The sequence below is a fragment of the Aureibaculum luteum genome, from assembly GCF_003449015.1.
GTDB lineage: Bacteria > Bacteroidota > Bacteroidia > Flavobacteriales > Flavobacteriaceae > Aureibaculum > Aureibaculum luteum.
On the sequence record NZ_QRGD01000001.1, the window covers coordinates 53,352 to 76,821 of the forward strand.

Here is a 23,470-nt window from a genome sequence, read left to right on the forward strand (position 1 = left end):
GTATAATTATTTTTGTTAACCACTAAACAAAAATCATTCAACATCCTCATAATCAACATACTCACCAACATCACTATTGCTTTTCGCATTCGTATTGGGGGCTTTATCGATGATCGTTTCCCCCTCTTTAACATGTTGCTTTTGAGTTGTTGTTCTTCCTTGTTGTTCGTTAAATTTTTTCTCAACATTTTGCATCATTTTCTTCATAAAAATAGGAAACACATATCTTCCTATAATTTTAAGAGCGTAATAAATAGCTAAAATAATGAGTATTGTTCTTATAAAATTCATAATACCAGCTTCTTGCATAAAATAAAATCTAAATAAAAGATTTTTCAAATTAGTTCCCAAAAATAACAATTTGAGAGCAACAAATACGTTAAGTAATACATAAATTGATAATTTTTAGTCTTAACACTCCCGCATGAGAAAATTCGTCTTGGTTTTTATTTTTAGTTTTTGCTATCTAATAAGTGCTGCACAGTATACAGAAGTTATAAATTCTAAACGACCAGGTTTCTCAGACAGCCCTTATAGTGTAGGCAAAGGTGTTTACCAGGTGGAAGCAGGGTTCTTCTATAAAAATATAGGTAATTACTTATATTACGACCAAACTACAGCAGAATCAATTAACTACAATAGTAAGTCATACGGTACCGACCTTCTTTTTAGAACGAGTCAATTTTTTGAAAAATTAGAATTAAACTTAGATTTATCATTTGGTCAAGAAGACAGAAACTACACAAGACCTACTATTTATAGTGAATCCGCATTAGGATTAAGTAAATTTACTGTTGGAGCCAAGTATCTTGTCTACTCACCAACATACACCGATAAATCAAAAGAAATACGAAGTTGGAAAAAAAGAAACAGTTACGATTGGAAAAGACTTATTCCCGCAGTAGGTGTTTATGCAGGACTTAACACCAACTTACTTACTAAATTACATAAAAATCCAGGAGGATTAAGTCCGAAGTTTGCACTTTTTACACAAAATGACCTTACAAATAAATTTGTTTTAATTACAAATTTTATAATGGATAAGACCTTTACGGATGATTCTGAAAATTCATACATTATCACTGCAACCTATTCCTTAACACCAAAAGTTTCTGTATTTGCTGAGAATCAAGGTTTTTTAAGAAAAAATGTACCCAACGATTTTCAATACGGAGTAGGTAGTGCTTATTTGTTAAATAAGAACATGCAAGTAGACGCTGCTTTTCGTTATATAAAGGATGAACGCGGAGATGACAGTTTCTTTTTTGGAGCTGGTATTGCTTGGAGGTTAGACCGACATATTGATGGGTATAGCACCTTAAATTCTGAAGGAAAAGCAACAAAAGACACTAATGGAGGTGGCTTCTTTTCCAGAATTTTTTCTAAAAAAGACAAAAAGCAAAGAAAAGTTAAAACTGTAAAAGCGGGTAAGAAAAAAGTTAAAACGTTAAAACCTAAGCAAACGAAAGCTCAAAAACGATTAGAGAAAGAAGCTAAGAAAAAAGCGAAGGATGATAAAAAACAAAAAAAAGCAGATCAGAAACAAAAGAAAAAAGACACTAAGAATTACGATAAAAATTATGACCCTAACAGTAATTAATTAACTCTTATTATTAATGATAATCGTAATTCTCTCTTTTAAAAATTTAATTCACAGTTCGTATTTGCTATTATAAATTAATTATCTATTTCTTTTTTGTAGATTTGAAATAATTAAAAAGCCCTTAATTATTTATAGATGATTACAATTAAAGAAATTACTTCAAAAAGTGATTTAAAAAAATTCGTCAAGTTCCCTTTTTCAATTTTCAAAAACAATCCGTATTGGATTCCTCCTATTATTAAGGATGAATTAGAAGGCTTTGACAAAACTAAAAATCCGGCGTTAGACAATGCCAAGGTACATTTCCTCTTAGCATATAAAAATAATACTATCGTTGGTAGAGTTGCCGCTGTTTTAAATTTCGTTGAAATTAAACAACAAGGAATAAAAAAAATGAGGTTTGGTTGGTTTGATGTTATCGATGACTTAGAGGTTACAAAAGCCTTATTAGATAAAGTTAACGAAATCGGAAAACAAAATAATTTAGAATATATTGAAGGGCCATTAGGTTTCTCAAACCTCGATAAAGTTGGTGTATTAAGTGAAGGTTTTGACCAAATAGGAAACATGATTACTTGGTACAGTCATCCTTATTATAAATTGCACTTTGAGCAATTAGGATATGTAAAAGAAAAAGAATTTATAGAAAGTATCTTTTCATTTAATAATGTGAAAAATCCTGAAGTTTTTCAGAAAGCTCAAGCATTGATTAAAAGAAGGTATGGTCTAAAATCAATTACGTTTACCAAGACAAAAGAAATTATGCCTTATGTAGATGAGATGTTTGATTTATTTAATGACACATACGCTAAGTTATCCACTTTTGTTCCTATTTCCGAAAAGCAAAAAGCCTATTTCAAGAAAAAGTATATTAGTTTTATTAATCCTGAATACATAAAGTTTGTAAGTGATAAAGACGATAAAATTATCGCTTTTTCAATTGTAATGCCAAGTTTTGCAAAGGCCTTGCAAAAAGCAAATGGTAAACTTTTCCCCTTTGGATTATTCCATCTTTTAAATGCTAGAAAAAACAGTAAAGAAGTTTTATTTTATTTAATTGGAATAAGACCAGATTACCAAAACAAAGGGGTAACTGCAATTATTTTTGATGAATATTATAGAACCTTTAAAGAAAAAGGCATCGAAGATTGTATTAGATCATCAGAATTAGAAGAGAATCAAGCTATTCATCAATTATGGAAAAATTTTGACCCCACTATTAATAAAAGAAGAAGAACCTATAGAAAAGATATTAGCAATTAGAAGTAAAAACTTTGAAACTAAAACTTTGAATATTTAACATGCAGCTTTTTTACACCTCTAACATATCTAATGACTCAGAGACATTTACTTTTGACAAAACAGAAAGTAGACATATTGTAAAAGTCTTACGCAAAAATACGGGTGATCAACTTTTTATTACAAATGGTAAAGGAGAACTGATTACCTCAGAAATCATTATAAGTAGTGACAAAAATTGTACGGTTAAAATACTAAATTTTGAAACCAAACAGAAACCATGGAATTACAATCTACATGTAGCTATGGCTCCTACAAAAAATATTGATCGATTTGAATGGTTTTTAGAAAAAGCCACGGAAATAGGCATTGACCAAATTACCCCTATACTTTGCGACCATTCTGAGAGAAAAATTATTAAAATGGATAGGTTGAATCGTATTTTAGAATCGGCAATGAAACAATCTCTTAAGTATCAGTTACCTAAATTAAATAAACTAACTTCTTTTTCTGAATTTATTGAGGAGAATAATAGTTACAATTTATTTATAGCTCATTGTGAAGAGACTGATAAAAAACATCTAAAAGATGTGTTAACACCACAGCACAATGCAACAATTTTAATTGGGCCAGAAGGTGATTTTTCTATTTCAGAAATTGAGCTTGCTTTACATAATAAATACCAACCCGTTTCATTAGGCGAAAGTAGACTTCGCACAGAAACTGCTGGGATTGTAGCCACTCAGACCGTTTCCTTATTTAATCTGTAATTAAATGTAGAACTTTTCATTTTTACAAAAAAAAAGCATCACAGGTTTGTGATACTTTTTTAATATTCTATAGTTTTAACTTGAAAATCAGTTAAGAACTAATTAAATTATTTTGTTGCCTTTACCTCAACTTGAAGTTCAATATTATCTTCAATTAATTTGTCTTTTGCTAAATCAGCAAATTTTCCAGATTTGTATTTGATATCCCATTCTGTTCTATCAATCGTAAAAGGCTCACTTTTTAAAGAAACCTCAGTATCACTTACAGTAATTACTGCTGGAAACTCAATGTTTTTCTTTATGTTTTTTACTGTTAAGTTACCCTTTACAAAAGTTTTACCATCCTTTTCTTCAACTCCTGTTATAGCAAAAGCACTATTGCCATGATTTTCTACATCAAAAAAGTCTTCACTTTTTAAATGTCCAGTTAGATTCCCATTTTTCTCTGCATCTTCTATATCTAAGACAGTTATAGAATTCATATCAACTATAAAATTCCCTCCTACAAGTTTTCCATCTTCAACAGTAAAACTACCTTCAGACATTTTTATAGTACCATTATGAGTTCCCGTTAACTTAGCCCCTTTCCAAGCTAAAATTGAACCATCAATGTCTGCTTTATACACTGCAGCTTCGCTTGTGGTTTTCGCAACGTCTTCAGCCTCTGAAGCTTCCGTCTTATTTTTTGCATCTTTACATCCTACCGTTGCCAATCCTATAAATAGAACTGTAGCAACTTTAAAAATTTGATTTTTACTCATAAATTTTCTATTTCTTTTGTGGAAATCGTGATTTTTCTTTGAAAAGTTCATTTTATTTTAGTTTAAAAATTTTGAAGTGCAAAAATACAAAAGTTACCACAATAAACAATATTCCCTTATTAACACTGAGTTAAGTAAAAAATTAATAGATTTGTAACTACACGTTTCGTAATTTATGCTTAGATTTTTATTTATACTCCTATTTTTAAATGCTTCTGTCTATGCACAAGAAGTTGGAATTCTAAAATATAAAGGAGGAGGAGATTGGTATGCAAACCCTACGGCGGTGCCTAATTTAATAAAGTTCAGCAACGAAAATATAAAAACAATTATTACTGAAAAGCCTGAATCAGTAGAAACCAATAGTATTGATATTTTTAACTACCCCATTCTATTTATGACGGGTCATGGCAATGTCTTTTTTGACGATAGTGATATTGAAAATTTAAGAAAATACTTGACTTCTGGCGGCTTTTTACACATTTCTGATAATTATGGATTGGATAAATACATCAGGACCGAACTAGAAAAATTATTTCCCAAATCTAAATTACAAGAAATCCCATATACCCATCCCATTTATAATCAAACGTATAAGTTTAAAAGTTTACCTAAAATCCATGAACATGACGGTAAACCTGCACAAGGTTTTGGTTTATTTATAGAGGGAAGGTTAGTTCTTTTTTACGATTACGAAAGTGATTTAAGTGATGGCTGGGAAGATGAAGCCGTACACAACAACCCAGCACCAGTACGAAAAAAAGCTCTGCAAATGGGTGCAAATATTATTGAATATGTTTTTAAACATTAACATCAATGAACATGTTGACAAAGTTCAAATAAACTTTGATAGTGGTGGACTTTGGGTACTGAATATTACCTTAGCCATTATTATGTATGGTGTTGCTTTAGGAATTACAATTGATGATTTTAAACGGTTATTTAAAAATCCGAAAATTGTATTAGTTGGTATTTTTAGCCAATTTGTGTTGTTCCCTTTAATAACATTTATTTTAGTTTATTTTATAAACCCTACACCTAGTATTGCATTAGGAATGATTATGGTTGCTGCCTGTCCTGGTGGTAATATCTCTAATTTCATGACGCAATTAGCGGGTGGTAATGCAGCATTATCCGTTAGTTTAACAGCATTTGCTACTTTAGTAGCCGTATTAATGACACCCATTAACTTATCCTTTTGGGGCAATCTATACGAACCTACTTCTCAAATATTAAGAACTGTTCAATTAGATCCGTTTACACTTGCAAAATTAGTTACCTTAATTTTAGGAGTACCCCTAATTTTAGGGATGTTAACTCGCAAATACTACAAGAATTTAGCTTTTAAACTGGCAAAAATATTAAGACCAGTTTCTATTATTATATTCTTAATTTTTATAATAATTGCATTCTCACAAAATCTTGATGTATTTTCTGAATTCATACATTACGTGTTTTTTATTGTCATTTTTCATAACATTATGGGGTATCTTGGTGGATTCTATTTCGCTAAAGCGATGCGTCTCAATTATTTTGATCAAAAAACATTGGCCATAGAAACAGGTATTCAAAATTCAGGTTTAGGTTTGTTATTATATTTTAATTTCTTTAACGATCTTGGCTTAGGCGGAATGGCTCTTTGCATTGCCTTTTGGGGTATTTGGGATATAGCTTCTGGACTGGGACTTGCCTATTATTGGTCATTAAAAACAACTAAAATAACCACGTGATTTTGAAACGAATTTGGTATCAATTAGTTAAGGTTTCTATAAGTACAGGGCTTTTCTTTTACTACAAAAAAATAGTAGTAAAAGGCAAAAGTAATATCCCCAGAAAAGGAGCTGTCTTAATGGTTTCCAATCACAAAAACGCATTGATAGACCCCCTACTCATAGCAACCACTTCACCAAGAGATATTCATTTTTTAACTAGAGCCAGTGCATTTAAAATTGGTCTTGTTAAGTGGATTTTATCTACTGTAAATATGCTACCTATTTATCGGTTAAGAGATGGTAAACAAGCATTAGCCAAAAACGAAGCTATTTTTAACTATTGCTTTGATCTTTTTAATAAACGAAGATCATTATTAATATTTCCAGAAGGTACACATGACATTAGACGGTGGGTTAGACCATTAAGTAAAGGATTTACAAGAATTGCCTTTGGTGTTTTTGAAAAGCACCCTGACGTTCAATTATTTATTATTCCTGTAGGACTTAATTATACCAATGCTGACAAATTCGGAGAAAGTGTTTCTATATATTATGGAAAACCCGTGCTAGCTAATGATTTTTATGACCAAAATGATTTTAACGGTTCTGCTCAAAAATTAAAAGATGTTGTTAGTGAAAAAATGAAGGAATTGACAACACATATTGAAATTGAAAATTATGTTGAAACATTAGAAAAATTAGGTGACCTCGATTTTTTACAGCCCGAACTTGTTAATAATCAAATATTTTATTCCGATTTTAAAAACCAAAGGAGTAAAGAAAATTTAGATGATAAAAATCCCTCTGTTTTTTGGAAAGGATTAAAAGGTCTGGTTACTTTAAACAGTTTTTTCCCAATGTTAATTTACAAAGCCATCGAACCTAAAATATTAGAACCTGAATTTGTAAGTAGTACAAAGTTCGCTATAGGTATCACAGCGTTTCCAATATTTTATAGTTTACAAACTTTATTGATTAATCATTTTTTTGGTAACGAAGTTGCCTTACTATATCTAGGAATAAGTATTTTATTAGTTTTACTATTGGCTAAAACAAAATAAAGATTGCAAAAAAGGTACTTTTCAAATAGTATTAAAACTAATCTCCATCCACAATAGCATCTTGTATAATTTGTTGAGCTATGGTTCTAATATTATGCTTTACCAAACCTGAATTACTTGCAGTTGGATACACTCTATTTGATAAAAACACAAATACAAGCTCGCTTTCAGGATCTGCCCAAGTATAGGTACCTGTATAACCACTATGCCCAAAACTTTTTGAAGAAACACAACCACAAGAAGCTTTCTCTTTTGGGTTTATTTGAGGTTTATCAAAACCTAAACCTCTACGTACGTTATTTTTTGAATAGTATCTTTTGTTAAACATTCTCAGTGTTTCTGCCTTAAAATATCGCTTACCTCCATAGTAGCCTTCTTGCATATACATTTGCATCATTTTGGCAACATCATTAGAGTTAGAAAACAAACCTGCATTACCATTAACACCACCAAACATTGCTGCACCTTGATCATGCACATAACCACGTAATAACTGATTTCTAAAATACAAGTCACGTTCAGTAGGTACTATTATTTTTTCAGAAAATTTATTTAATGGATTATAAGTTAATGTAGTTGCACCTAAAGGTTTATAAAAAAAGTTATCATCCAATATATCCATCGTTTGATTGTATTCTTTTGTGAAATAATCATTAAATAGATAAAAAACGAGCCCACTATATTTATAACGTTTTCTTGTCAATAAAGGAGCATCCGCAATTGCCTGATACATACTATCTTTATAATCTGATCTTAGATACAGTTTATTGGCAACTTTAATAGAAAAATCATTTGACCGTGAATGTCTATAAAACTTATCAGACGGTTTTTTAGTAGCACTATCCATCGTTTTTAGATAATAAGGTATCCAAGATTTTAAACGACCATAATGTGACAAGGCTTCCTTTATACTAATATCCTTTTTATCTGTATTATTTAAAATTGGAAATAATTTAGCAAGTGGTGTTTCTAAATTAAACCTACCCTCCTCTTCCGCTTTCATAATTAGTGGCAAACCTCCTAAAATTTTAGTGATTGATGCCAAATCATATAAATGGGTATTCTGAACTCTGGTTTCTTGCTTATCTGTGTGGTACCCAAAACTTTTTCTGTAGACTACCTTCCCTTTTCTTGCAACCAACACCTGCATACCCGGAGCCATCTTGTCTTTAACAACTTCTTGGGCTAAAGAATCTATACGTTCCAATTTTTTAGTATCCATACCTACACTTTCAGGCACACCATATGATAATCTATATAAGTTACTTGAGTTTATACCAGAGCCCACTGCAAAATCATTATGAATAGAAACAGGTAAACGCCCTTTTGCACTTAACGCACCAAAAATTTGCTGTGCAGATATATCTTGAGAAATAATACTATTTTGATAAGAAACAAAAACACTCTCAATATTGGTAAACGTCTTTATATCTAGTAAACTATATGCACTTGCAAAAACATCTAAAATAACACGGTTATTTCTTGCAATTTCTTGTAACCAAACCAATTCTTTATTACTGAATTTAAAACCTTTCCAAGGACTTTCGTTAGACTTATGATAACCAATAATTACCAAGTTATACTCTTTTAATTTTTTGATAACATCATTTAGATTTTTACCAGAAACTACATCTACTTGTGTATAATCATTTAATCTGTTAATAAATGTAGTATTATCAGCATCGCCTAACTTAACGTATGCTATTTTGGCTTCTGCCAAATCTTTTACAGGAAACAAGTCCAGTTCATTCTTTAATAATGTAGTTGCATTTTCTACCAATTTATAATGTAAAACTTCAGCATCTTGTCCATTTAAATCTTCATTTAAATTTTTCAACTCAATCGGTTTATAATTATTTAAACCTGCCCAATATTTGGCTTTTAAAATCTTTTTAACAGATTCGTCCAAGCGTTTAGTTGTTATCACACTATCAGTAACCGCTTTTTTTAATTTTGCAATTGATTCAGGTATATCTAAAGGCATCAATAAAATATCGTTACCTGCTTTTATAACCTCTAGGTTAATTTCAGCCGGACTAGAGAAATTTGCAGCACCTTTCATATTTAAGGCATCCGTAAAAATTAAGCCTTTAAATCCCATTTTTTCTTTCAACAAATCAGTTACAATATTTTTGGATAAAGAGGAAGGTAATGCCGTATTTGGTTCATATTCTGGTACACTTAAATGTGCAACCATAATACTGGCCAAACCGTTTTTAAACAATTCTCTGTAAGGATATAATTCTACAGAATCTAATCTTTGTCTTGAAAATGGTATTGTAGGTAATGTCAAATGTGAATCTGCATCTGTATCTCCATGACCAGGAAAATGCTTTGCATTAGCCAATACATTCTGGCTTTGCATTCCTTTCGTAAAGGCAACAGCTTTTGAAGCTACATTTCTAGGATCTTCACCAAAAGAACGGTTACCGATTATCGGATTAGCAGGATTTATATTTACATCAACTACTGGTGCAAAATTAACATGAATACCCAATCGGCTATGATGTTTACCTAACATTTCACCAAATTCTTCTATTAAACTTTCATCTTGAATAGCCCCTAAAGTCATATTCCAAGGAAAACGATAGGTATTATCGAGTCGCATATCTAATCCCCATTCTCCATCAAAACCTAGCATTAAAGGAATTTTCGATATTTTCTGAAAATTATTGGTCATTTTCGCCTCTTTTTCAGGAGTACCCTGAAAAAATACCAATCCACCAATATGGTATTTATTTATCAATTCAGTAACATCAGCTTCATGTTGAGCATCTCGGTTAGAATATGCTGGTATCATAAAAAGTTGACCAATCTTTTCGTCAATGGTCATTGATTTCATAATACTATCTACCCAAATATTTTGCCCATAGGTATCCTTTTTATCTAAAGGACTTTCTTCTTGAGCATTCATAAAAGTAATAAAAAAAACAAAAATTAAAGGGAGAATTCTGGTATTCATAAAAGCGTAATATATTTTATATTCAAATTATTTAAGAGACTAAAAATTTGGCATGCCAGCTTTTGCTTGCTTCAACTTCCCAAGCAGATGCCAAATCTGCTTTAGAATTAATCATATTATTAAAAACAATAGTATTGGCATTTATTTTATTTTCGGTAACATATTTCTTAAAATCATTTAAGCCAACAGTATTAATATTAGTGCCATCTTTAAAAGAAACTTTCATTTTATTTAACAAATCAACATCGAAAGCCTTTTCAATTTCTTTAATGATATGTACTGAACTGTCTATTGAACAGCCTGATACTTCATTTACGTTTTCATCAACAGCCAAAATGATAAATTGATTGTATTCAATTTTAAAAGAGGCTGATAAATCATCACCATGGCGTTTCCAATTATTGACAAAATTTCTCAAGTACTCTGAAATTTGATCAACTTCTGATTGATTTAGTGTTCTATCTGCTTGATAAACCCAAACTCTGGAAGAGTCTGCCAACATATCAAATTCTATAAACATGGTTTTATTTATTATAATTTATTATTCAAACTGCGTAATTTAATACCCGTCAATACTTTTTTTGTGTAGAGCGGAAAATCAGCATTTTGAATCCAAGAATAATACCCCTTATCTTTTGCTAACACCTCTGCTACTTTTTTACCTTTATATTTACCAAAGGTGAAAATTTCTTCATCTTTATCATTAAACATAATAAAACCTGCGAAGTCAGCTCTTTTATTATGTGTAGAAAATTCATGTAAAAATTTTACATCATTTTCTAAATCGTCATACTTGTCTAATTGTGCCTTTAAAATCTCATATGTTGCATTAGTATCTGCCTCCGCCGAATGAGCATTTTCCAAGTCTTTATCACAATAATAGCTATAGGCAGCACTTAAGGTACGTTGTTCTTTTTTATGATAAATAACTTGTACATCAATCCCTACTCTATTATTCATATCAAAATCTATACCGACACGCAAAAATTCTTCAGCTAATAACGGAATATCGAATCGGTTTGAGTTAAAACCAGCCAAATCACACCCATCAATCAATTGATTAATTTCTTTAGATAATTCTGCAAAAGTAGGCTCTGTCACTACTTTTTCATTGGTAATACCATGAATAGCAACCACCTCAGCAGGAATTTCCATTTCAGGGTTTACCAACCATGTTTTACTTTCTTTATTACCATTTGGATACACTTTTAATATTGAAATTTCAACAATACGGTCTTTAGCTATATTGATTCCTGTTGTTTCAAGATCAAAAAATACAATAGGTTTTTTAAGTTTTAATTCCATAATTGTTATTAAAAATATTTTGGCGTTGGGTTTGTAAATTTTATGAATTACCAAAGATACAATTTGTAACAAGAAATCATATTATTTAACATTTTGATTTGAGGAATAATTTTATCAAAAATGTTAATTAGAGTATCCTGACTAGAGACTACGGAATTATTACGATTTGTATCGACATTAGTTTTTTCATAAGAACAAGTCATTCCTGATGCATCACAAGAATAAGTGAAACACTCGCCTATGGCACTAGAAAATAAAACTTTATTTAGTTCTCACTCAATACTAGAGACAAAAAAGGAGAATTGAATGTAATAAGCTACTCCTTTTAATTATTTGATGAAATGAAAGTATTATTTAACCAAAAAAAATGCTGAGCATAAAACTCAGCATTTATATATTTTATATATCCTTTTTTAGAACTCCCTATTCGTATCAAAACCTTCTAAATACTCAGCAACTCGTTGTATAAACATTCCACCTAACGCTCCATTCACAACCCTATGGTCATAAGAATGTGAAAGGAACATTTTATGGCGAATACCAATAAAATCACCTTCTGGAGTTTCAATAACGGCAGGTACCTTACGTATAGCACCCAAAGCTAATATTGCCACTTGCGGCTGATTGATAATAGGCGTACCCATAACACTACCAAAACTACCTACGTTAGTAACCGTATAGGTACCTCCTTGTGTATCGTCTGGCTTTAACTTACCCGTTCTAGCCCGTAAAGCTAAATCATTTACCGCTTTGGTCATGCCCATTAAATTCAACTGGTCGGCATTTTTAATTACAGGCACAATCAAGTTGCCATCTGCCAAGGCAGCAGCCATACCTAAATTAATATTTTTCTTTTTAATTACGCGATCACCATCAACCGAAATATTAATCATCGGAAAATCCTTTATGGTTTTGGCAATGGCTTCCATAAAAATAGGTGTAAAGGTTATTTTTTCACCTTCTCTTTTTTGAAAACTATCTTTTACCTTGTTACGCCAGTTTACAATTTTAGTAACATCAACTTCAATGAATGACTGTACATGTGCTGAAGTCTGCACAGAATTTACCATGTGCTGAGCAACCAATTTACCCATTCTGGACATTTCTATAATTTCATCTTGTCCGTTAACAGAAACTGGAGCGGCAGGTGTTGCTGGTTTTTGAGATTGAACTGGTGTAGTAAATGTACCCGTTTTTGTTTCACCACCATTTATAGGAGTATTTCCTCTATTTTCTATATAGGCAAGAATATCATCTTTAGTAACTCGATTATCTTTACCGGTTCCAACAATGGATTCTAATTCCGTCATTGAAATATTTTCTTTTTTAGCTATTGTTTTCACCAAAGGTGAATAGAATTTACCGCTTGGAGAATCTCCAATCACAACAACAGCTTCTTTTACTGCTGTTACTTCGGCAATAGAATTTTCAATAGCTTTAACTTCCTGAGGTTCTTTAGTCCTCACTTCAGGTGCTGTTGTTGTCACAGCAACATCTTCTGTTGCTCCATTTCCTGAAATTTCAATAATTGCAAGTGTTTCTCCTACTTTTACAACAGCATCAACATCATATAACCTTTCAATTAAAACACCTTCAACTTCACTTGGCACTTCAGAATCTACTTTATCTGTTGCAATCTCAACAATTGCTTCATCTAGCTCAATAGTATCACCTACTTCCTTTAACCATGATGTAATTGTTGCTTCAGCAACACTTTCGCCCATTTTAGGCAATTTAAGTTCAAATTTAGCCATCTAGTAAACAAATTTTAGAGTCCTGCAAAGGTATAAAAAATAAGAGGCAAAGTTACTAATTCGAAACTTAATACTAAATCATCACATAAAAAAAAGACCGTCTCAGCAATTGCCAAGACGGTCCATAAATATGTTTAAATGCTAATTATTGCATCATCTTTTTTGTAAGTTCTTGAAGTTCTGTTCCTTTCTTAGTCATATAAGCAGTAAGCTTCTCAGCATCAGCACCAGTAATTTTACCAGATACCTCTTGAGCTTTAGTAGCTAAATCTTGACCTTTTTTACCTAAGTCAGCAAAAGCAGTCATGTCTTTACTCTCTACAGCTTTTTTATAGTCTGCTATATAAGACTCATAACTGTCAACATAAGCTTGTACATCTGAATCGCTAAAACTAGGTACTCCATCAGTTGATTCAACAGTAGCAGTTTCTTCTACTTTTTCATCAGTTGTTGCAGTTTCTTCTGTTTTAGTTTCTTCTGTAGCATCAGATTTTGGTGTCTCTTTACAAGATGTTAATACTAATGCTGCAATCATTGTTAAGCTTAAAAATACTCTTTTCATAATTTAATGGTTTTTGTTTATTAGTTGAGACAAATCTAAATACAATTCTAATTTTAGAAACACCTGAATTAAGGGGTATTTACTTTTTTCAAGATTTATAATACAAAAATTGCTTTATTACTGCCAAATTAAGTCAATAAAACGCATTCGCTTTTCAATTATTGTGATAGATTTGAAAACTTTTAAAACTAACCCCTTGCAAACCAATCTTTTTAAAGATTTACGTTTCATATTTCCATGGAGAAATTATCAAGAAAATTTTTTAACTAATTTTTCTACTCATATTTCCGATGACCATTTTCATGTTATTGCTCCACCCGGATCTGGCAAAACAGTACTGGGATTAGAAATCGTAAAAAGAATTGGCAAAAAGACCTTAGTACTTACACCTACATTAACGATAAGAAATCAATGGGAAGATAGATTGCAACACTTTTTTACAAAAGATAAAAAATTCAAAGCGGTCTCATTCAATATTAAATCACTCTCTGAAATCACATTCTCCACCTATCAATCATTACATAGTTTTTATAAAACCTTTGAAAATAAAGAAGATTATTTTACCTATTTTAAAACCAATGGTATTGAAACTATTGTATTAGACGAGGCTCATCATTTAAAAAACGCATGGTGGAAATGTCTTTATGATTTAAAGCAGAGCTCATTATATACTATTGTGGCACTTACAGCAACTCCACCTTACGATAGTGATCGATCAGAAATTACTAAATACTTCCAACTGTGCGGTGAAATAGATGACGAAATTGCAACTCCTGATTTAGTGAAAGAGCAAAATTTATGCCCCCATCAAGACTATGTCTATCTATCTAAGCCTAGTGATATAGAGATTAATTACATAGTTAATTTCCGAAAGGAAATTGCTGCATTTATCGATGAATTAAAGAAAGACGACACTTTTAAAGTGTTTTTACAAAACCATCGCTTTTATAAAGAGCCATCTAGCTGTATTGATGAATTGTATAGCAACCCCGAATTCTTTTCAGCAATTATTATTTTCCTAAAATCTACTAGAGAAATTATCCCCTTCGAAAAAATTCAAATATTAGGTTTTGAAAAAGAAACAGATGTTGAAATTCCTCCTCTTACAAATGATTGGGTTGAATTATTATTACAAAACATTTTAGATGATCGATTAAACCTACTTGATTACGAAGCTTATCTTTTAACTATTGAAAAAAAACTTAAAAAATTAAATATCCTTGACAATAATAAAGTAAATTTTATAGGTAACAACCGCATTTACAAATCTCTATTTAGCAGCCCAAGTAAATTAAAAAGTATTGTAAAGATTATTGATCACGAATACCAACATCTTGGTGATAATTTACAAAGTGTAATACTTACAGATTACATACGAAATGAGTTCTTAAATACATCTGAAGATGTTATTAAAAATATAAATAAACTCGGTGTTGTTCCTATTTTTCAAAACTTAAGAATCGCTATTGACAACAAAAATATACTTGCTGTTTTATCAGGAAGTTTAGTGGTTATTCATGCGAATTTATTAGCAGAATTTTATTTGTATGAAAACGAAGATGATTATACAATAAAGCCGCTGGAGTGCGATGCAGAATATGTAATCATTTCTGGAAAAACAAGTTCAAAGAATCATTTGGTAGCAGCTATTACCAATTTATTTGAAAAGGGAAAAATAAAAATACTTGTAGGCACAAAGTCATTACTTGGAGAAGGTTGGGATGCTCCAGCAATTAACACCTTAGTATTGGCTTCTTTTGTAGGTTCGTTCGTAACCTCAAATCAAATGCGGGGGCGAGCAATTCGATCGCAAATTGGAAACCCTTCAAAAACAGGTAATATTTGGCATTTAGCGTGTATAGATCCAACCATTAAAGATGGAGGTAGAGATTTAGAAATACTAAAACGAAGGTTTGATGCTTTTTTAGGGATCTCAAATACAGAAGAAAACTATATTTCAAATGGTTTTGAGCGTTTGGCTCTACCTAAAGACATTACGCTAGAAAATGTTGATTCCATAAACAACAATACCTTAGAAATTGCAAGTAAACGTGAAGATATTTCTAAAAAATGGAAAGCTGCCATTTTTAAAGGGAATAAATTAGGCAGAGAAATTAAGCGATATTTTCGAGGTAAAAAGCCTTTTCCAAAACAAAAGAAAATCTATTTTAACGATGCCGTAAAATACACCTTTGTAGAACTTACTATTACACTCTCCTTTTTCTTGCCTGAGTTTTTATTAAAAAATTTACATTTACTTATGAGTAAAGGCATACTCTATTTTATGTATACTATTCTCGCCTTTTTAGGACTCAATTTTGGACAAAAAACTTATAAGGCTATAAAGTTGTACTTACAATATGGCTTGATACATAAGGACATAGAAAAAATGGCAAATGCTATTATTGACACCTTATATGAATTACAACATTTTACCACAGACAAATCAAATATTAAAATAATTACAGATTTATTACAACAAGGAGATGTTACTTGCTCAATACAAGGTGCAAACCAGATAGAAAGCTCTTTGTTTATCAATGCCTTGAACGAAATGTTACAACCTATTGAAAACCCACGTTATGTAATTGTTAAAGATGTATGGTATCGTAAGAAATTAGATATTCAAAATTACTTTCCAGTACCAAAGCTTTTTGGCGACAAAAAGGAACGTTGTGAAATTTTCTTAAAACATTGGAGTGATCAAATGGGTAAGTCTAACGTCTTTTACACAAGACATTTAGAAGGTCGAAAAATGCTTGTTAAAGCAAGATTATTTCATATCAGTGGTGCTATAAAAGAGGTGACTAAAAAATCAGTAATCTGGAAGTAATTAAACCCACTCTTTAGGATGTTGCAATACGCTGAGTACTTTGGCTTCATCACTATCTTTTTCAGGAATATGATTATACACCCATTGCACATGAGGTGGCAAACTCATTAAAATACTCTCTATACGTCCATTCGTTTTTAGTCCGAACAGCGTACCTTTATCATGCACTAAATTGAACTCAACATAACGACCACGTCGAATTTCTTGCCAATTTCGTTGTGCCTTTGTAAACGGTAATTCTTTTCGTCTTTCTACTATAGGCACGTAAGCTTCTAAAAAACTATCTCCAACCTCAGTTACAAAATTATACCAGTTTTGCATGGACATTTCCTCCGTTTTTTTACAATAATCGAAAAATAAACCTCCAATACCCCTAGCCTCATTACGATGTGTATTGTAAAAATACTCATCACAACGTTTTTTATATTTCGGATAGAAATCAGCGTTATGGGTATCACATGCTGTTTTACATACTTGATGAAAATGTGTGGCATCTTCTTCAAATAAATAGTATGGAGTTAAATCTTGCCCACCACCAAACCAAGAATCGACAATTTCACCGTCTTTATTATACATTTCAAAATAACGCCAGTTAGCATGTACCGTTGGCACAAAAGGGTTATTAGGATGCAATACTAGACTTAATCCACATGCAAAAAAATTAGCTTCTTCTACCCCAAAATGCTGTTGCATTGTTTTGGGTAATTCGCCATGGACAGCTGAAATATTAACCCCTCCTTTTTCAAAAACGTTACCACTTTCTATGACTCTTGTTCTACCACCACCACCTTCTGGTCTACTCCATAGGTCTTCTTTGAACATAGCCTTTCCATCTACTTCTTCAAGCTTAGAAGTTATGGTATCTTGCAACTTCTGTATGTAATTGTAAAACTTATCTTTCATATCCTTTATTCTAAACAAACTTATATCAACTTATTGCTATTTCTATTCGTTGATATTATTTATTTTTTACAAAATGCCCAATATAGGCTTCATATAACTCCATATCTAAAGGCTGTTCACCCACAGGAGTAAATTCATTTTCAAGTGTTCTAACCCAGTTAAATTCACATTTTTCAGCCACTTTAACACTTGCTAAATTGTCTTTATGTGAAATAATCTGCATGGTTTCTAATCCTAAGGTTGTAAATGCATAATTTAATAATACTTTAACCGCTTTTGATGTTAATCCCTGACCTTCATTAGCATAACCTATACAATACGCAAACTCTCCTTGTTTCTTCTCCCAATCTAATTCTTTAATCCCTACTATACCAACTAGTTCACGACTTCCTGAATTCTTTAGGGTAAAAATAAATTCTTGTTTATGCTCAAATTCCTTCACCTTTTTTTCAACATACAATTGAGATAGTGTCGGATTCAAGTTCTGAGCTAATGTACTTGGAAAGTAACGTTTTAAACGTTCTGAATTGGATACTACTAAATCGCAAATTTTCCATGCATCTCCACTATGAATCTTGCTAACTTCAAAACCATCAAATTGTGCAATCATTAAAACGGAGTTTTATTATTTAAAATAAAATTATTTTCATTTATTCGAGCTACAGTTCCTATAGAAGCGGCTGTAACCGAAAAAGGTAACACCAAAACAACTCCTATAACAGGAATCATCAAAAACAACATAAATACAATACCATTACCTAGAGCCAAGCCTTTGTTTTGCTTCACAAAAATAAGACTTTCTTTATACTTAAAATGACGCTCTAATGTATAATCCATATTTCCAAAACCAGCATAATAAGCCTGAATTAAAAATAGCAATACTGCAGTAAAAATATTGATAACCGGAATAAAACTCAATAGTAAAATAGGAATAGTAAATACCAGTTCTTTACCTAGATTTCTAACATTTATTCTAACACCTCTCCATAACTGGTTACTAAAAGTTGTTTCTCTATGGTGATGAATTTCTGATAATGGCACCCCTAAAAGATGAGCTTCAATTTTCTCTGAAACGGGACTCATAAATGGTGCAGATAATGCCATGATAATGTGTTTATACAAAATCAATCCAAGAACGGCAATTGACAACCCTCCTATAAAACTACTTATCGTAGTAAAAGTTTGCTTGCCCCACTCCCATCTCCATATTTTGGCTATATAGTAACCAATGTTATCTGATAAACTATAGGCTAAAAACCCGATAATCAATGCTGTAAAAATGCTTATTATTATAGGGATGAAGAAATATTTCCAAAGTTTTAATTTAGAAATTAAACCGAAAGATTGGGTATACGCCTGAATGCTATTAAAAATATTCTTTATCATTTACAGCATAATTACTTGTCAAAATCAATCCTCTAGCTTTTCTATATACACCAAATCATTACTGTATTTTTTAATATCTTCTACAGAATAAATCATTTTTGCTTCAGCTACTTTTTCAATTAAAACATCAATAAATTGCTGTGTATTTCTCTCATCATTCTGAATAAATATTTTTCTACCTACGTGATTATTGTGAGAATCCATTTCTTTCTCTAAGGGTTCATTGGGTGAAAATTCTTCGTGCCAATCAGTCACCTGTTGAGCAAAACGAATAGCTCTTCTAGTATTACCTCTCCATCTAGAGCATTTTTTTGCAATTAAAATATTCCAAAGTGCATGTCTAAAAGCATTGGTCACATTATTTTTATGATGTAATTTACCATACAATTCATCAGAAATTTTTACGGTTTGATACGTTGCTAATAATGCGGGGCCAAAACTTAAGGGATGCCTAATAAATAAAAGAATAAATGACCATGCATTTCCTTTATTTACTAATTTGATAAACTCTAACTTATCCATTAAATTGATATTCTTTAACCGCATCAATAAATGCTTTTGCATTATCTAGCGGAATATTGGGTAAAATTCCGTGCCCTAAATTTACAATATATTTATCTTTACCAAAATCATTTATCATTTGATGTACCATTTTTTTTATGGTTGCAGGTGGTGACAATAATCTTGACGGATCAAAATTACCTTGAAGTGTAACTTTTCCTCCAGATAAGTAACGGGCATTTTGTGGAGTAATGGTCCAATCAACACCTATGGCACTTACATTTGATTTCGCCATTTCGCCTAAAGCAAACCAACAGCCTTTACCAAATGCTATAACTGGAGCATCATCTTTTAAGGCCTCAATGATTTGATTGATATATTGCCAAGAAAATTCTTGATAATCTACAGGAGATAACATTCCTCCCCACGAATCAAAAATCTGAACCACATCGACACCTGCCTTCACTTTTGCCTTTAGGTAAGCAATGGTTGTATCTGTAATTTTTTGTAATAATTGATGTGCGGCTAATGGTTGTGTAAAACAAAATGCTTTGGCTTTATCAAAGTTTTTACTTCCTTGACCTTGCACTACATAACACAAGATTGTCCATGGAGAACCTGCAAAACCAATTAATGGAATATCATTATTCAACAACTCTTTTGTTGCTTTTATGGCCTGCATTACGTAATCTAACTCCACATTTACATCAGGTACAATTACCTCATCTACGCCTTTTTGATCTCTTACCGGGTTCGGTAAATAAGGCCCAAAATTGGGTCTCATTTCTACCTCAATATTCATGGCTTGTGGAATTACCAAAATATCTGAAAATAAAATAGCAGCATCCATTCCATAACGTCTAATAGGCTGCACTGTAATTTCACTTGCTAATTCAGGTGTACGGCAACGTGTAAAGAAGTCGTATTTTTCACGAATGGCAATAAATTCTGGTAAATATCTCCCTGCTTGACGCATCATCCAAACGGGTGGACGGTCAACAGTTTCTCCTTTTAAGGCTCTTAAAAACAAGTCGTTTTTTATCATTATTTTAAATGTTGTCTATTAGGTCTAATTACTATTATTTACCAGTGCTTCCATGGCTAAATCAATTGCTTTTTCTGTTTTCTCTAGGTCTTTCTCGCTTAAAGCAGATGATAAAAACCACGCTTCAAATTGTGAGGGAGGTAAAAATATGCCATTTTTAACCAATGCCCAGAAAAATATAGCAAACTTTTTAGTATCCGACTGTTGTGCTTCTTCAAAGTTCGTAACAACGCCTTTCGTAAAAAAAGGATTAATCATCGAACCAAAACGATTTACGACAATGTCAACACCATGCTTGTTTGCTTTATCTTTTAACACCTGTTCTAACCTAGCTGCAACCTCATCAAATTTTTGATAGGGATTTTGTTTTTTTAACTCTGTTAGTGTTGCTATACCCGCTGCCATTGCAATTGGATTTCCACTTAACGTTCCTGCTTGATACATTTCTCCTAAAGGGGAGACCATTTCCATAATTTCATTTCTTGCTCCATAAGCACCTACAGGAAAACCACCACCAATAACTTTACCTAAACAGGTAATATCAGCTTCTACACCAAGTAATTCTTGTGCTCCACCAAATTTTGAGCGAAAACCAGTCATCACTTCATCTACAATTAATAAGGCATTTTTGGTTTCTAAATAAGTTTTTAATTCCTTTAAGAAATTAGCTTGAGGAAGTACCACTCCCATATTACCAGCAATAGGTTCTATTATGACACCAGCAATATCATCATGTTTTTCAAAATGTGCTTTTACACTTTCTAAATCATTATAATTTGCAATTAGTGTGTTCTTAACTGCTCCTTCAGGTACACCTTTACTCCCTGGTAAACTTAATGTTGCCAAACCGGAGCCTGCAGCAACCAATAAAGCATCTGAATGCCCATGATAGCAACCAGAAAATTTGATAATTTTATCATTGCCCGTGTATGCTCTTGCCAAACGCAATGCACTTAGTACCGCTTCCGTACCTGAATTTACAAAACGAACTTTATCCATACCAGGAAAAGCATCACAAACTATTTTAGCAAGCTTAATTTCGTTTTTTGTGGAGGCTCCAAAAGTATATCCGTTTTTTAATGCTTTTTTAATTGCCTTTTCTACTTTTTTATGTCTATGACCTAAAATCATTGGGCCATAAGACAATACATAGTCTACATAATTATTACCATCAACATCAGTAATTTGTGTGCCTTTTGCTTTTTTTATAAATAATGGATTTCCCCCCACAGAAGCAAAAGCTCTAACAGGTGAGTTTACGGCACCTACCAAATGTTTTAATCCTTTTTTATATAATTTTTCTGAATTCTTAAAGTTCATTCGTTTTTAAATTATATTCAATTTAAATTGAATAATTTATTTTATTATTTATCCCTAAATCATTTAAGGTATTTCATTCCTTTTGAGAAAATGAAACTATTACTCTTCATCACTTACATTATAACCATCCTTAATAACCATTGTTTCAAGAAACATTCCTGATTCTAAGTCATATATTTTTATAGTGCCATTACCATCTTTTAAAGTACCAAAATTTATTGTTTTACCATTTTTATCATAAAACTCGGTTACATTGAATGCCATTCCATCTTTATAATTAATAACCCTATGTAGTTGTCCATTTTCAAAAAATTTCATTGCTTTTCCTACAAGCTTGTCTTCATTAAACTCACCTTTGCCAGCTACATTACCATTTGAATGATAATATATGTATTTTCCATGGCGTTTATCATTTTTGTAATTTGTAACTTCTGTTAATTTCCCATCATCAGTATAAAACAACCACTCTCCCGTTTTATAGGTCATACGTCTACCAAAAAAATCCCTATTTATCAAATTAACATAAGTCCCTTTTGCTTTAATTTTCCCATTTTCATAATAATGAATCCACTCTCCTATTTCAAAATTACCTTTAGTATACGTTGTATCTCTGGTATAAATTAATTTATTAAGAAGCTTTGCATTATCATTATATATTTTTTTTACAAAAGCTTTACCATATACTGGATGTGAAACTTCTGTTTCATCGGACTCTTGAGCATATAAACCAGAAAAAACAAAAAGTAAAATGATTACAACTCTAATATTCATTAATTATTTGTTTAAAACTTTGGCTACATCTTTGGCAAAATAGGTAATAATAATATCTGCTCCTGCCCTTTTCATGGACAACAAGCTTTCCATCATTACGCGTTCTTCATCAATCCACCCTTTTTGTCCTGCTGCTTTAATCATAGCATATTCGCCACTGACATTATAACAAGCAATGGGTCTATCAAAATTATTCTTTAAATCTCGTATAATATCTAAATAAGATAGTGCTGGTTTTACCATCAGAATATCTGCTCCTTCTTCATCATCAAACGTAGCTTTACGCATAGCTTCATCTCTATTAGCTGCATCCATTTGATAGGTTTTACGATCTCCAAAACTTGGTGCAGAATCTGCAGCATCTCTAAAAGGACCATAAAAAGCCGAAGCATATTTTACTGAATAGGCCATAATGGGTAAGTTTGAAAACCCTGAATTATCAAGAGCTTCTCTCACCATTGCAATCGTACCATCCATCATTCCAGACGGTGCAATCATATCAGCACCAGCCTTAGCATGAGAAATAGATTGCTTGGCAATATTGACCAAAGTAGCATCATTATCAACATCATTATCATGTAAAATTCCACAATGTCCGTGCGAGGTATATTCGCAAAAACAAACATCCGTAATTACATATAATTTTGGATAATTCATTTTTATAAAACGTACAGCTTTTTGAATAATACCCTGATCACTCCAAGTTTCCGTACCTTCATCATCCTTTTCTGATGGAATTCCAAATAACAAAACTGCTGGAATATTTAAAGAAACAACCTCATCCAATTCTTTTGAAATTCTATCGAGTGAAAAACGTTTTATGCCTGGCATTGAAACAATTTCTTTTTCAATATTCTCACCTTCTTCAATAAAAAGCGGATAGATTAAATCATCAACAGACAGTTTTGTTTCTCTAACCAATCTGCGAATATTTTCTGATTTTCTAAGTCTTCGGGTTCTAAACATTACTTGTGTATTAACA

The 23,470-nt window shown here is 31.7% G+C and carries 22 protein-coding genes; 7 read left to right on the plus strand and 15 right to left on the minus strand.

Going from position 1 to position 23,470, the window contains the following annotated elements:
- Positions 1–33 precede the first annotated feature (33 nt).
- On the minus strand, positions 34–291 hold the full coding sequence (locus D3P13_RS00280) for a DUF4834 family protein (protein WP_157972786.1): 258 nt from the start codon (positions 289–291) through the stop codon (positions 34–36).
- Between the two features lie 133 nt (positions 292–424).
- On the opposite strand from D3P13_RS00280, the gene D3P13_RS00285 reads away from it, so the two are divergent.
- The 3 genes from D3P13_RS00285 to D3P13_RS00295 all read left to right on the plus strand — a co-directional run bounded on the left by D3P13_RS00285 (position 425) and on the right by D3P13_RS00295 (position 3,612).
- A complete protein-coding gene (locus D3P13_RS00285; RefSeq protein ID WP_117879299.1) occupies positions 425–1,600 on the plus strand; it encodes a transporter in 1,176 nt (391 codons plus the stop codon).
- A 138-nt stretch (positions 1,601–1,738) separates the two neighbouring features.
- Positions 1,739–2,866: a GTP cyclohydrolase gene (locus D3P13_RS00290; protein ID WP_117879300.1), complete on the plus strand. Its 1,128-nt coding sequence runs from the start codon at positions 1,739–1,741 to the stop codon at positions 2,864–2,866.
- A gap of 38 nt (positions 2,867–2,904) precedes the next feature.
- A complete protein-coding gene (locus D3P13_RS00295) occupies positions 2,905–3,612 on the plus strand; it encodes a 16S rRNA (uracil(1498)-N(3))-methyltransferase (protein ID WP_117879301.1) in 708 nt (235 codons plus the stop codon).
- Positions 3,613–3,719: 107 nt separating this feature from the next.
- Here D3P13_RS00295 and D3P13_RS00300 read toward each other — a convergent pair whose 3' ends face one another.
- Entirely contained in the window at positions 3,720–4,424 is a 705-nt protein-coding gene (locus D3P13_RS00300) for a YceI family protein (protein ID WP_117879302.1), read from the minus strand.
- Between the two features lie 124 nt (positions 4,425–4,548).
- On the opposite strand from D3P13_RS00300, the gene D3P13_RS00305 reads away from it, so the two are divergent.
- From D3P13_RS00305 to D3P13_RS00315, 3 genes are read left to right on the plus strand one after another with little or no spacing between them, the layout of a single operon-like run.
- Complete coding sequence (locus D3P13_RS00305) at positions 4,549–5,184, plus strand: DUF4159 domain-containing protein (RefSeq protein ID WP_117879303.1); 636 nt, start codon at positions 4,549–4,551, stop codon at positions 5,182–5,184.
- Positions 5,168–6,103 carry a bile acid:sodium symporter family protein gene (locus D3P13_RS00310; RefSeq protein WP_117879304.1) on the plus strand — a complete coding sequence of 312 codons (936 nt, stop codon included), beginning with the start codon at positions 5,168–5,170 and terminating at the stop codon, positions 6,101–6,103. The genes D3P13_RS00305 and D3P13_RS00310 overlap by 17 nt, the downstream gene beginning before the upstream one ends.
- A gap of 2 nt (positions 6,104–6,105) precedes the next feature.
- Complete coding sequence (locus tag D3P13_RS00315) at positions 6,106–7,146, plus strand: lysophospholipid acyltransferase family protein (protein ID WP_157972787.1); 1,041 nt, start codon at positions 6,106–6,108, stop codon at positions 7,144–7,146.
- 37 nt (positions 7,147–7,183) lie between these two features.
- Here the strand turns inward: D3P13_RS00315 and D3P13_RS00320 are convergent, their stop codons facing one another.
- The 5 genes from D3P13_RS00320 to D3P13_RS00340 all read right to left on the minus strand — a co-directional run bounded on the left by D3P13_RS00320 (position 7,184) and on the right by D3P13_RS00340 (position 13,729).
- The gene (locus D3P13_RS00320) at positions 7,184–10,108 is read right to left on the minus strand and encodes a glycoside hydrolase family 3 N-terminal domain-containing protein (RefSeq protein ID WP_117879306.1); all 2,925 of its coding nucleotides are present in this window, start codon (positions 10,106–10,108) and stop codon (positions 7,184–7,186) included.
- Between the two features lie 31 nt (positions 10,109–10,139).
- Complete coding sequence (locus D3P13_RS00325; RefSeq protein WP_117879307.1) at positions 10,140–10,628, minus strand: ABC transporter ATPase; 489 nt, start codon at positions 10,626–10,628, stop codon at positions 10,140–10,142.
- Positions 10,629–10,639: 11 nt separating this feature from the next.
- On the minus strand, positions 10,640–11,413 hold the full coding sequence (locus tag D3P13_RS00330) for a 3'-5' exonuclease (RefSeq protein ID WP_117879308.1): 774 nt from the start codon (positions 11,411–11,413) through the stop codon (positions 10,640–10,642).
- A 413-nt stretch (positions 11,414–11,826) separates the two neighbouring features.
- On the minus strand, positions 11,827–13,167 hold the full coding sequence (locus tag D3P13_RS00335; protein WP_117879309.1) for a dihydrolipoamide acetyltransferase family protein: 1,341 nt from the start codon (positions 13,165–13,167) through the stop codon (positions 11,827–11,829).
- Between the two features lie 145 nt (positions 13,168–13,312).
- The gene (locus D3P13_RS00340) at positions 13,313–13,729 is read right to left on the minus strand and encodes a hypothetical protein (protein ID WP_117879310.1); all 417 of its coding nucleotides are present in this window, start codon (positions 13,727–13,729) and stop codon (positions 13,313–13,315) included.
- A gap of 196 nt (positions 13,730–13,925) precedes the next feature.
- Between D3P13_RS00340 and D3P13_RS00345 the strand changes: the two genes are divergently transcribed.
- On the plus strand, positions 13,926–16,562 hold the full coding sequence (locus D3P13_RS00345) for a DEAD/DEAH box helicase family protein (protein WP_117880216.1): 2,637 nt from the start codon (positions 13,926–13,928) through the stop codon (positions 16,560–16,562).
- Here the strand turns inward: D3P13_RS00345 and hemF are convergent, their stop codons facing one another.
- The 8 genes from hemF to hemB form a co-directional block, all read right to left on the minus strand.
- The gene (gene hemF / locus D3P13_RS00350) at positions 16,563–17,465 is read right to left on the minus strand and encodes an oxygen-dependent coproporphyrinogen oxidase (protein ID WP_117879311.1); all 903 of its coding nucleotides are present in this window, start codon (positions 17,463–17,465) and stop codon (positions 16,563–16,565) included.
- A 55-nt stretch (positions 17,466–17,520) separates the two neighbouring features.
- Positions 17,521–18,075, minus strand: a complete 555-nt coding sequence (locus tag D3P13_RS00355) for a GNAT family N-acetyltransferase (RefSeq protein ID WP_117879312.1) — start codon at positions 18,073–18,075, stop codon at positions 17,521–17,523.
- Positions 18,075–18,851 carry an EI24 domain-containing protein gene (locus D3P13_RS00360; RefSeq protein ID WP_117879313.1) on the minus strand — a complete coding sequence of 259 codons (777 nt, stop codon included), beginning with the start codon at positions 18,849–18,851 and terminating at the stop codon, positions 18,075–18,077. Before D3P13_RS00360 ends, D3P13_RS00355 begins: the two co-directional genes overlap by 1 nt.
- A gap of 24 nt (positions 18,852–18,875) precedes the next feature.
- Complete coding sequence (locus D3P13_RS00365) at positions 18,876–19,373, minus strand: DUF6973 domain-containing protein (RefSeq protein WP_117879314.1); 498 nt, start codon at positions 19,371–19,373, stop codon at positions 18,876–18,878.
- On the minus strand, positions 19,366–20,397 hold the full coding sequence (gene hemE, locus D3P13_RS00370) for a uroporphyrinogen decarboxylase (RefSeq protein WP_117879315.1): 1,032 nt from the start codon (positions 20,395–20,397) through the stop codon (positions 19,366–19,368). Before hemE ends, D3P13_RS00365 begins: the two co-directional genes overlap by 8 nt.
- A 24-nt stretch (positions 20,398–20,421) precedes the next feature.
- Positions 20,422–21,717 (minus strand): glutamate-1-semialdehyde 2,1-aminomutase, encoded by a 1,296-nt coding sequence (gene hemL / locus D3P13_RS00375; protein ID WP_117879316.1) that lies wholly within the window; start codon positions 21,715–21,717, stop codon positions 20,422–20,424.
- Between the two features lie 99 nt (positions 21,718–21,816).
- Entirely contained in the window at positions 21,817–22,488 is a 672-nt protein-coding gene (locus tag D3P13_RS00380) for a toxin-antitoxin system YwqK family antitoxin (protein ID WP_117879317.1), read from the minus strand.
- A 3-nt stretch (positions 22,489–22,491) separates the two neighbouring features.
- Positions 22,492–23,454, minus strand: a complete 963-nt coding sequence (hemB, locus tag D3P13_RS00385) for a porphobilinogen synthase (RefSeq protein ID WP_117879318.1) — start codon at positions 23,452–23,454, stop codon at positions 22,492–22,494.
- Positions 23,455–23,470 lie beyond the last annotated feature (16 nt).

What these genes read in the sequence shown, in the direction of transcription:
- D3P13_RS00280 (WP_157972786.1), bottom strand. Translation starts at nt 291, where the DNA reads ATGAATTTTATAAGAACAATACTCATTATTTTAGCTATTTATTACGCT.
- D3P13_RS00285 (WP_117879299.1), top strand. Translation starts at nt 425, where the DNA reads ATGAGAAAATTCGTCTTGGTTTTTATTTTTAGTTTTTGCTATCTAATA.
- D3P13_RS00290 (WP_117879300.1), top strand. Translation starts at nt 1,739, where the DNA reads ATGATTACAATTAAAGAAATTACTTCAAAAAGTGATTTAAAAAAATTC.
- D3P13_RS00295 (WP_117879301.1), top strand. Translation starts at nt 2,905, where the DNA reads ATGCAGCTTTTTTACACCTCTAACATATCTAATGACTCAGAGACATTT.
- D3P13_RS00300 (WP_117879302.1), bottom strand. Translation starts at nt 4,424, where the DNA reads ATGAACTTTTCAAAGAAAAATCACGATTTCCACAAAAGAAATAGAAAA.
- D3P13_RS00305 (WP_117879303.1), top strand. Translation starts at nt 4,549, where the DNA reads ATGCTTAGATTTTTATTTATACTCCTATTTTTAAATGCTTCTGTCTAT.
- D3P13_RS00310 (WP_117879304.1), top strand. Translation starts at nt 5,168, where the DNA reads ATGTTTTTAAACATTAACATCAATGAACATGTTGACAAAGTTCAAATA.
- D3P13_RS00320 (WP_117879306.1), bottom strand. Translation starts at nt 10,108, where the DNA reads ATGAATACCAGAATTCTCCCTTTAATTTTTGTTTTTTTTATTACTTTT.
- D3P13_RS00325 (WP_117879307.1), bottom strand. Translation starts at nt 10,628, where the DNA reads ATGTTTATAGAATTTGATATGTTGGCAGACTCTTCCAGAGTTTGGGTT.
- D3P13_RS00330 (WP_117879308.1), bottom strand. Translation starts at nt 11,413, where the DNA reads ATGGAATTAAAACTTAAAAAACCTATTGTATTTTTTGATCTTGAAACA.
- D3P13_RS00335 (WP_117879309.1), bottom strand. Translation starts at nt 13,167, where the DNA reads ATGGCTAAATTTGAACTTAAATTGCCTAAAATGGGCGAAAGTGTTGCT.
- D3P13_RS00340 (WP_117879310.1), bottom strand. Translation starts at nt 13,729, where the DNA reads ATGAAAAGAGTATTTTTAAGCTTAACAATGATTGCAGCATTAGTATTA.
- hemF (WP_117879311.1), bottom strand. Translation starts at nt 17,465, where the DNA reads ATGAAAGATAAGTTTTACAATTACATACAGAAGTTGCAAGATACCATA.
- D3P13_RS00355 (WP_117879312.1), bottom strand. Translation starts at nt 18,075, where the DNA reads ATGATTGCACAATTTGATGGTTTTGAAGTTAGCAAGATTCATAGTGGA.
- D3P13_RS00360 (WP_117879313.1), bottom strand. Translation starts at nt 18,851, where the DNA reads ATGATAAAGAATATTTTTAATAGCATTCAGGCGTATACCCAATCTTTC.
- D3P13_RS00365 (WP_117879314.1), bottom strand. Translation starts at nt 19,373, where the DNA reads ATGGATAAGTTAGAGTTTATCAAATTAGTAAATAAAGGAAATGCATGG.
- hemE (WP_117879315.1), bottom strand. Translation starts at nt 20,397, where the DNA reads ATGATAAAAAACGACTTGTTTTTAAGAGCCTTAAAAGGAGAAACTGTT.
- hemL (WP_117879316.1), bottom strand. Translation starts at nt 21,717, where the DNA reads ATGAACTTTAAGAATTCAGAAAAATTATATAAAAAAGGATTAAAACAT.
- D3P13_RS00380 (WP_117879317.1), bottom strand. Translation starts at nt 22,488, where the DNA reads ATGAATATTAGAGTTGTAATCATTTTACTTTTTGTTTTTTCTGGTTTA.
- hemB (WP_117879318.1), bottom strand. Translation starts at nt 23,454, where the DNA reads ATGTTTAGAACCCGAAGACTTAGAAAATCAGAAAATATTCGCAGATTG.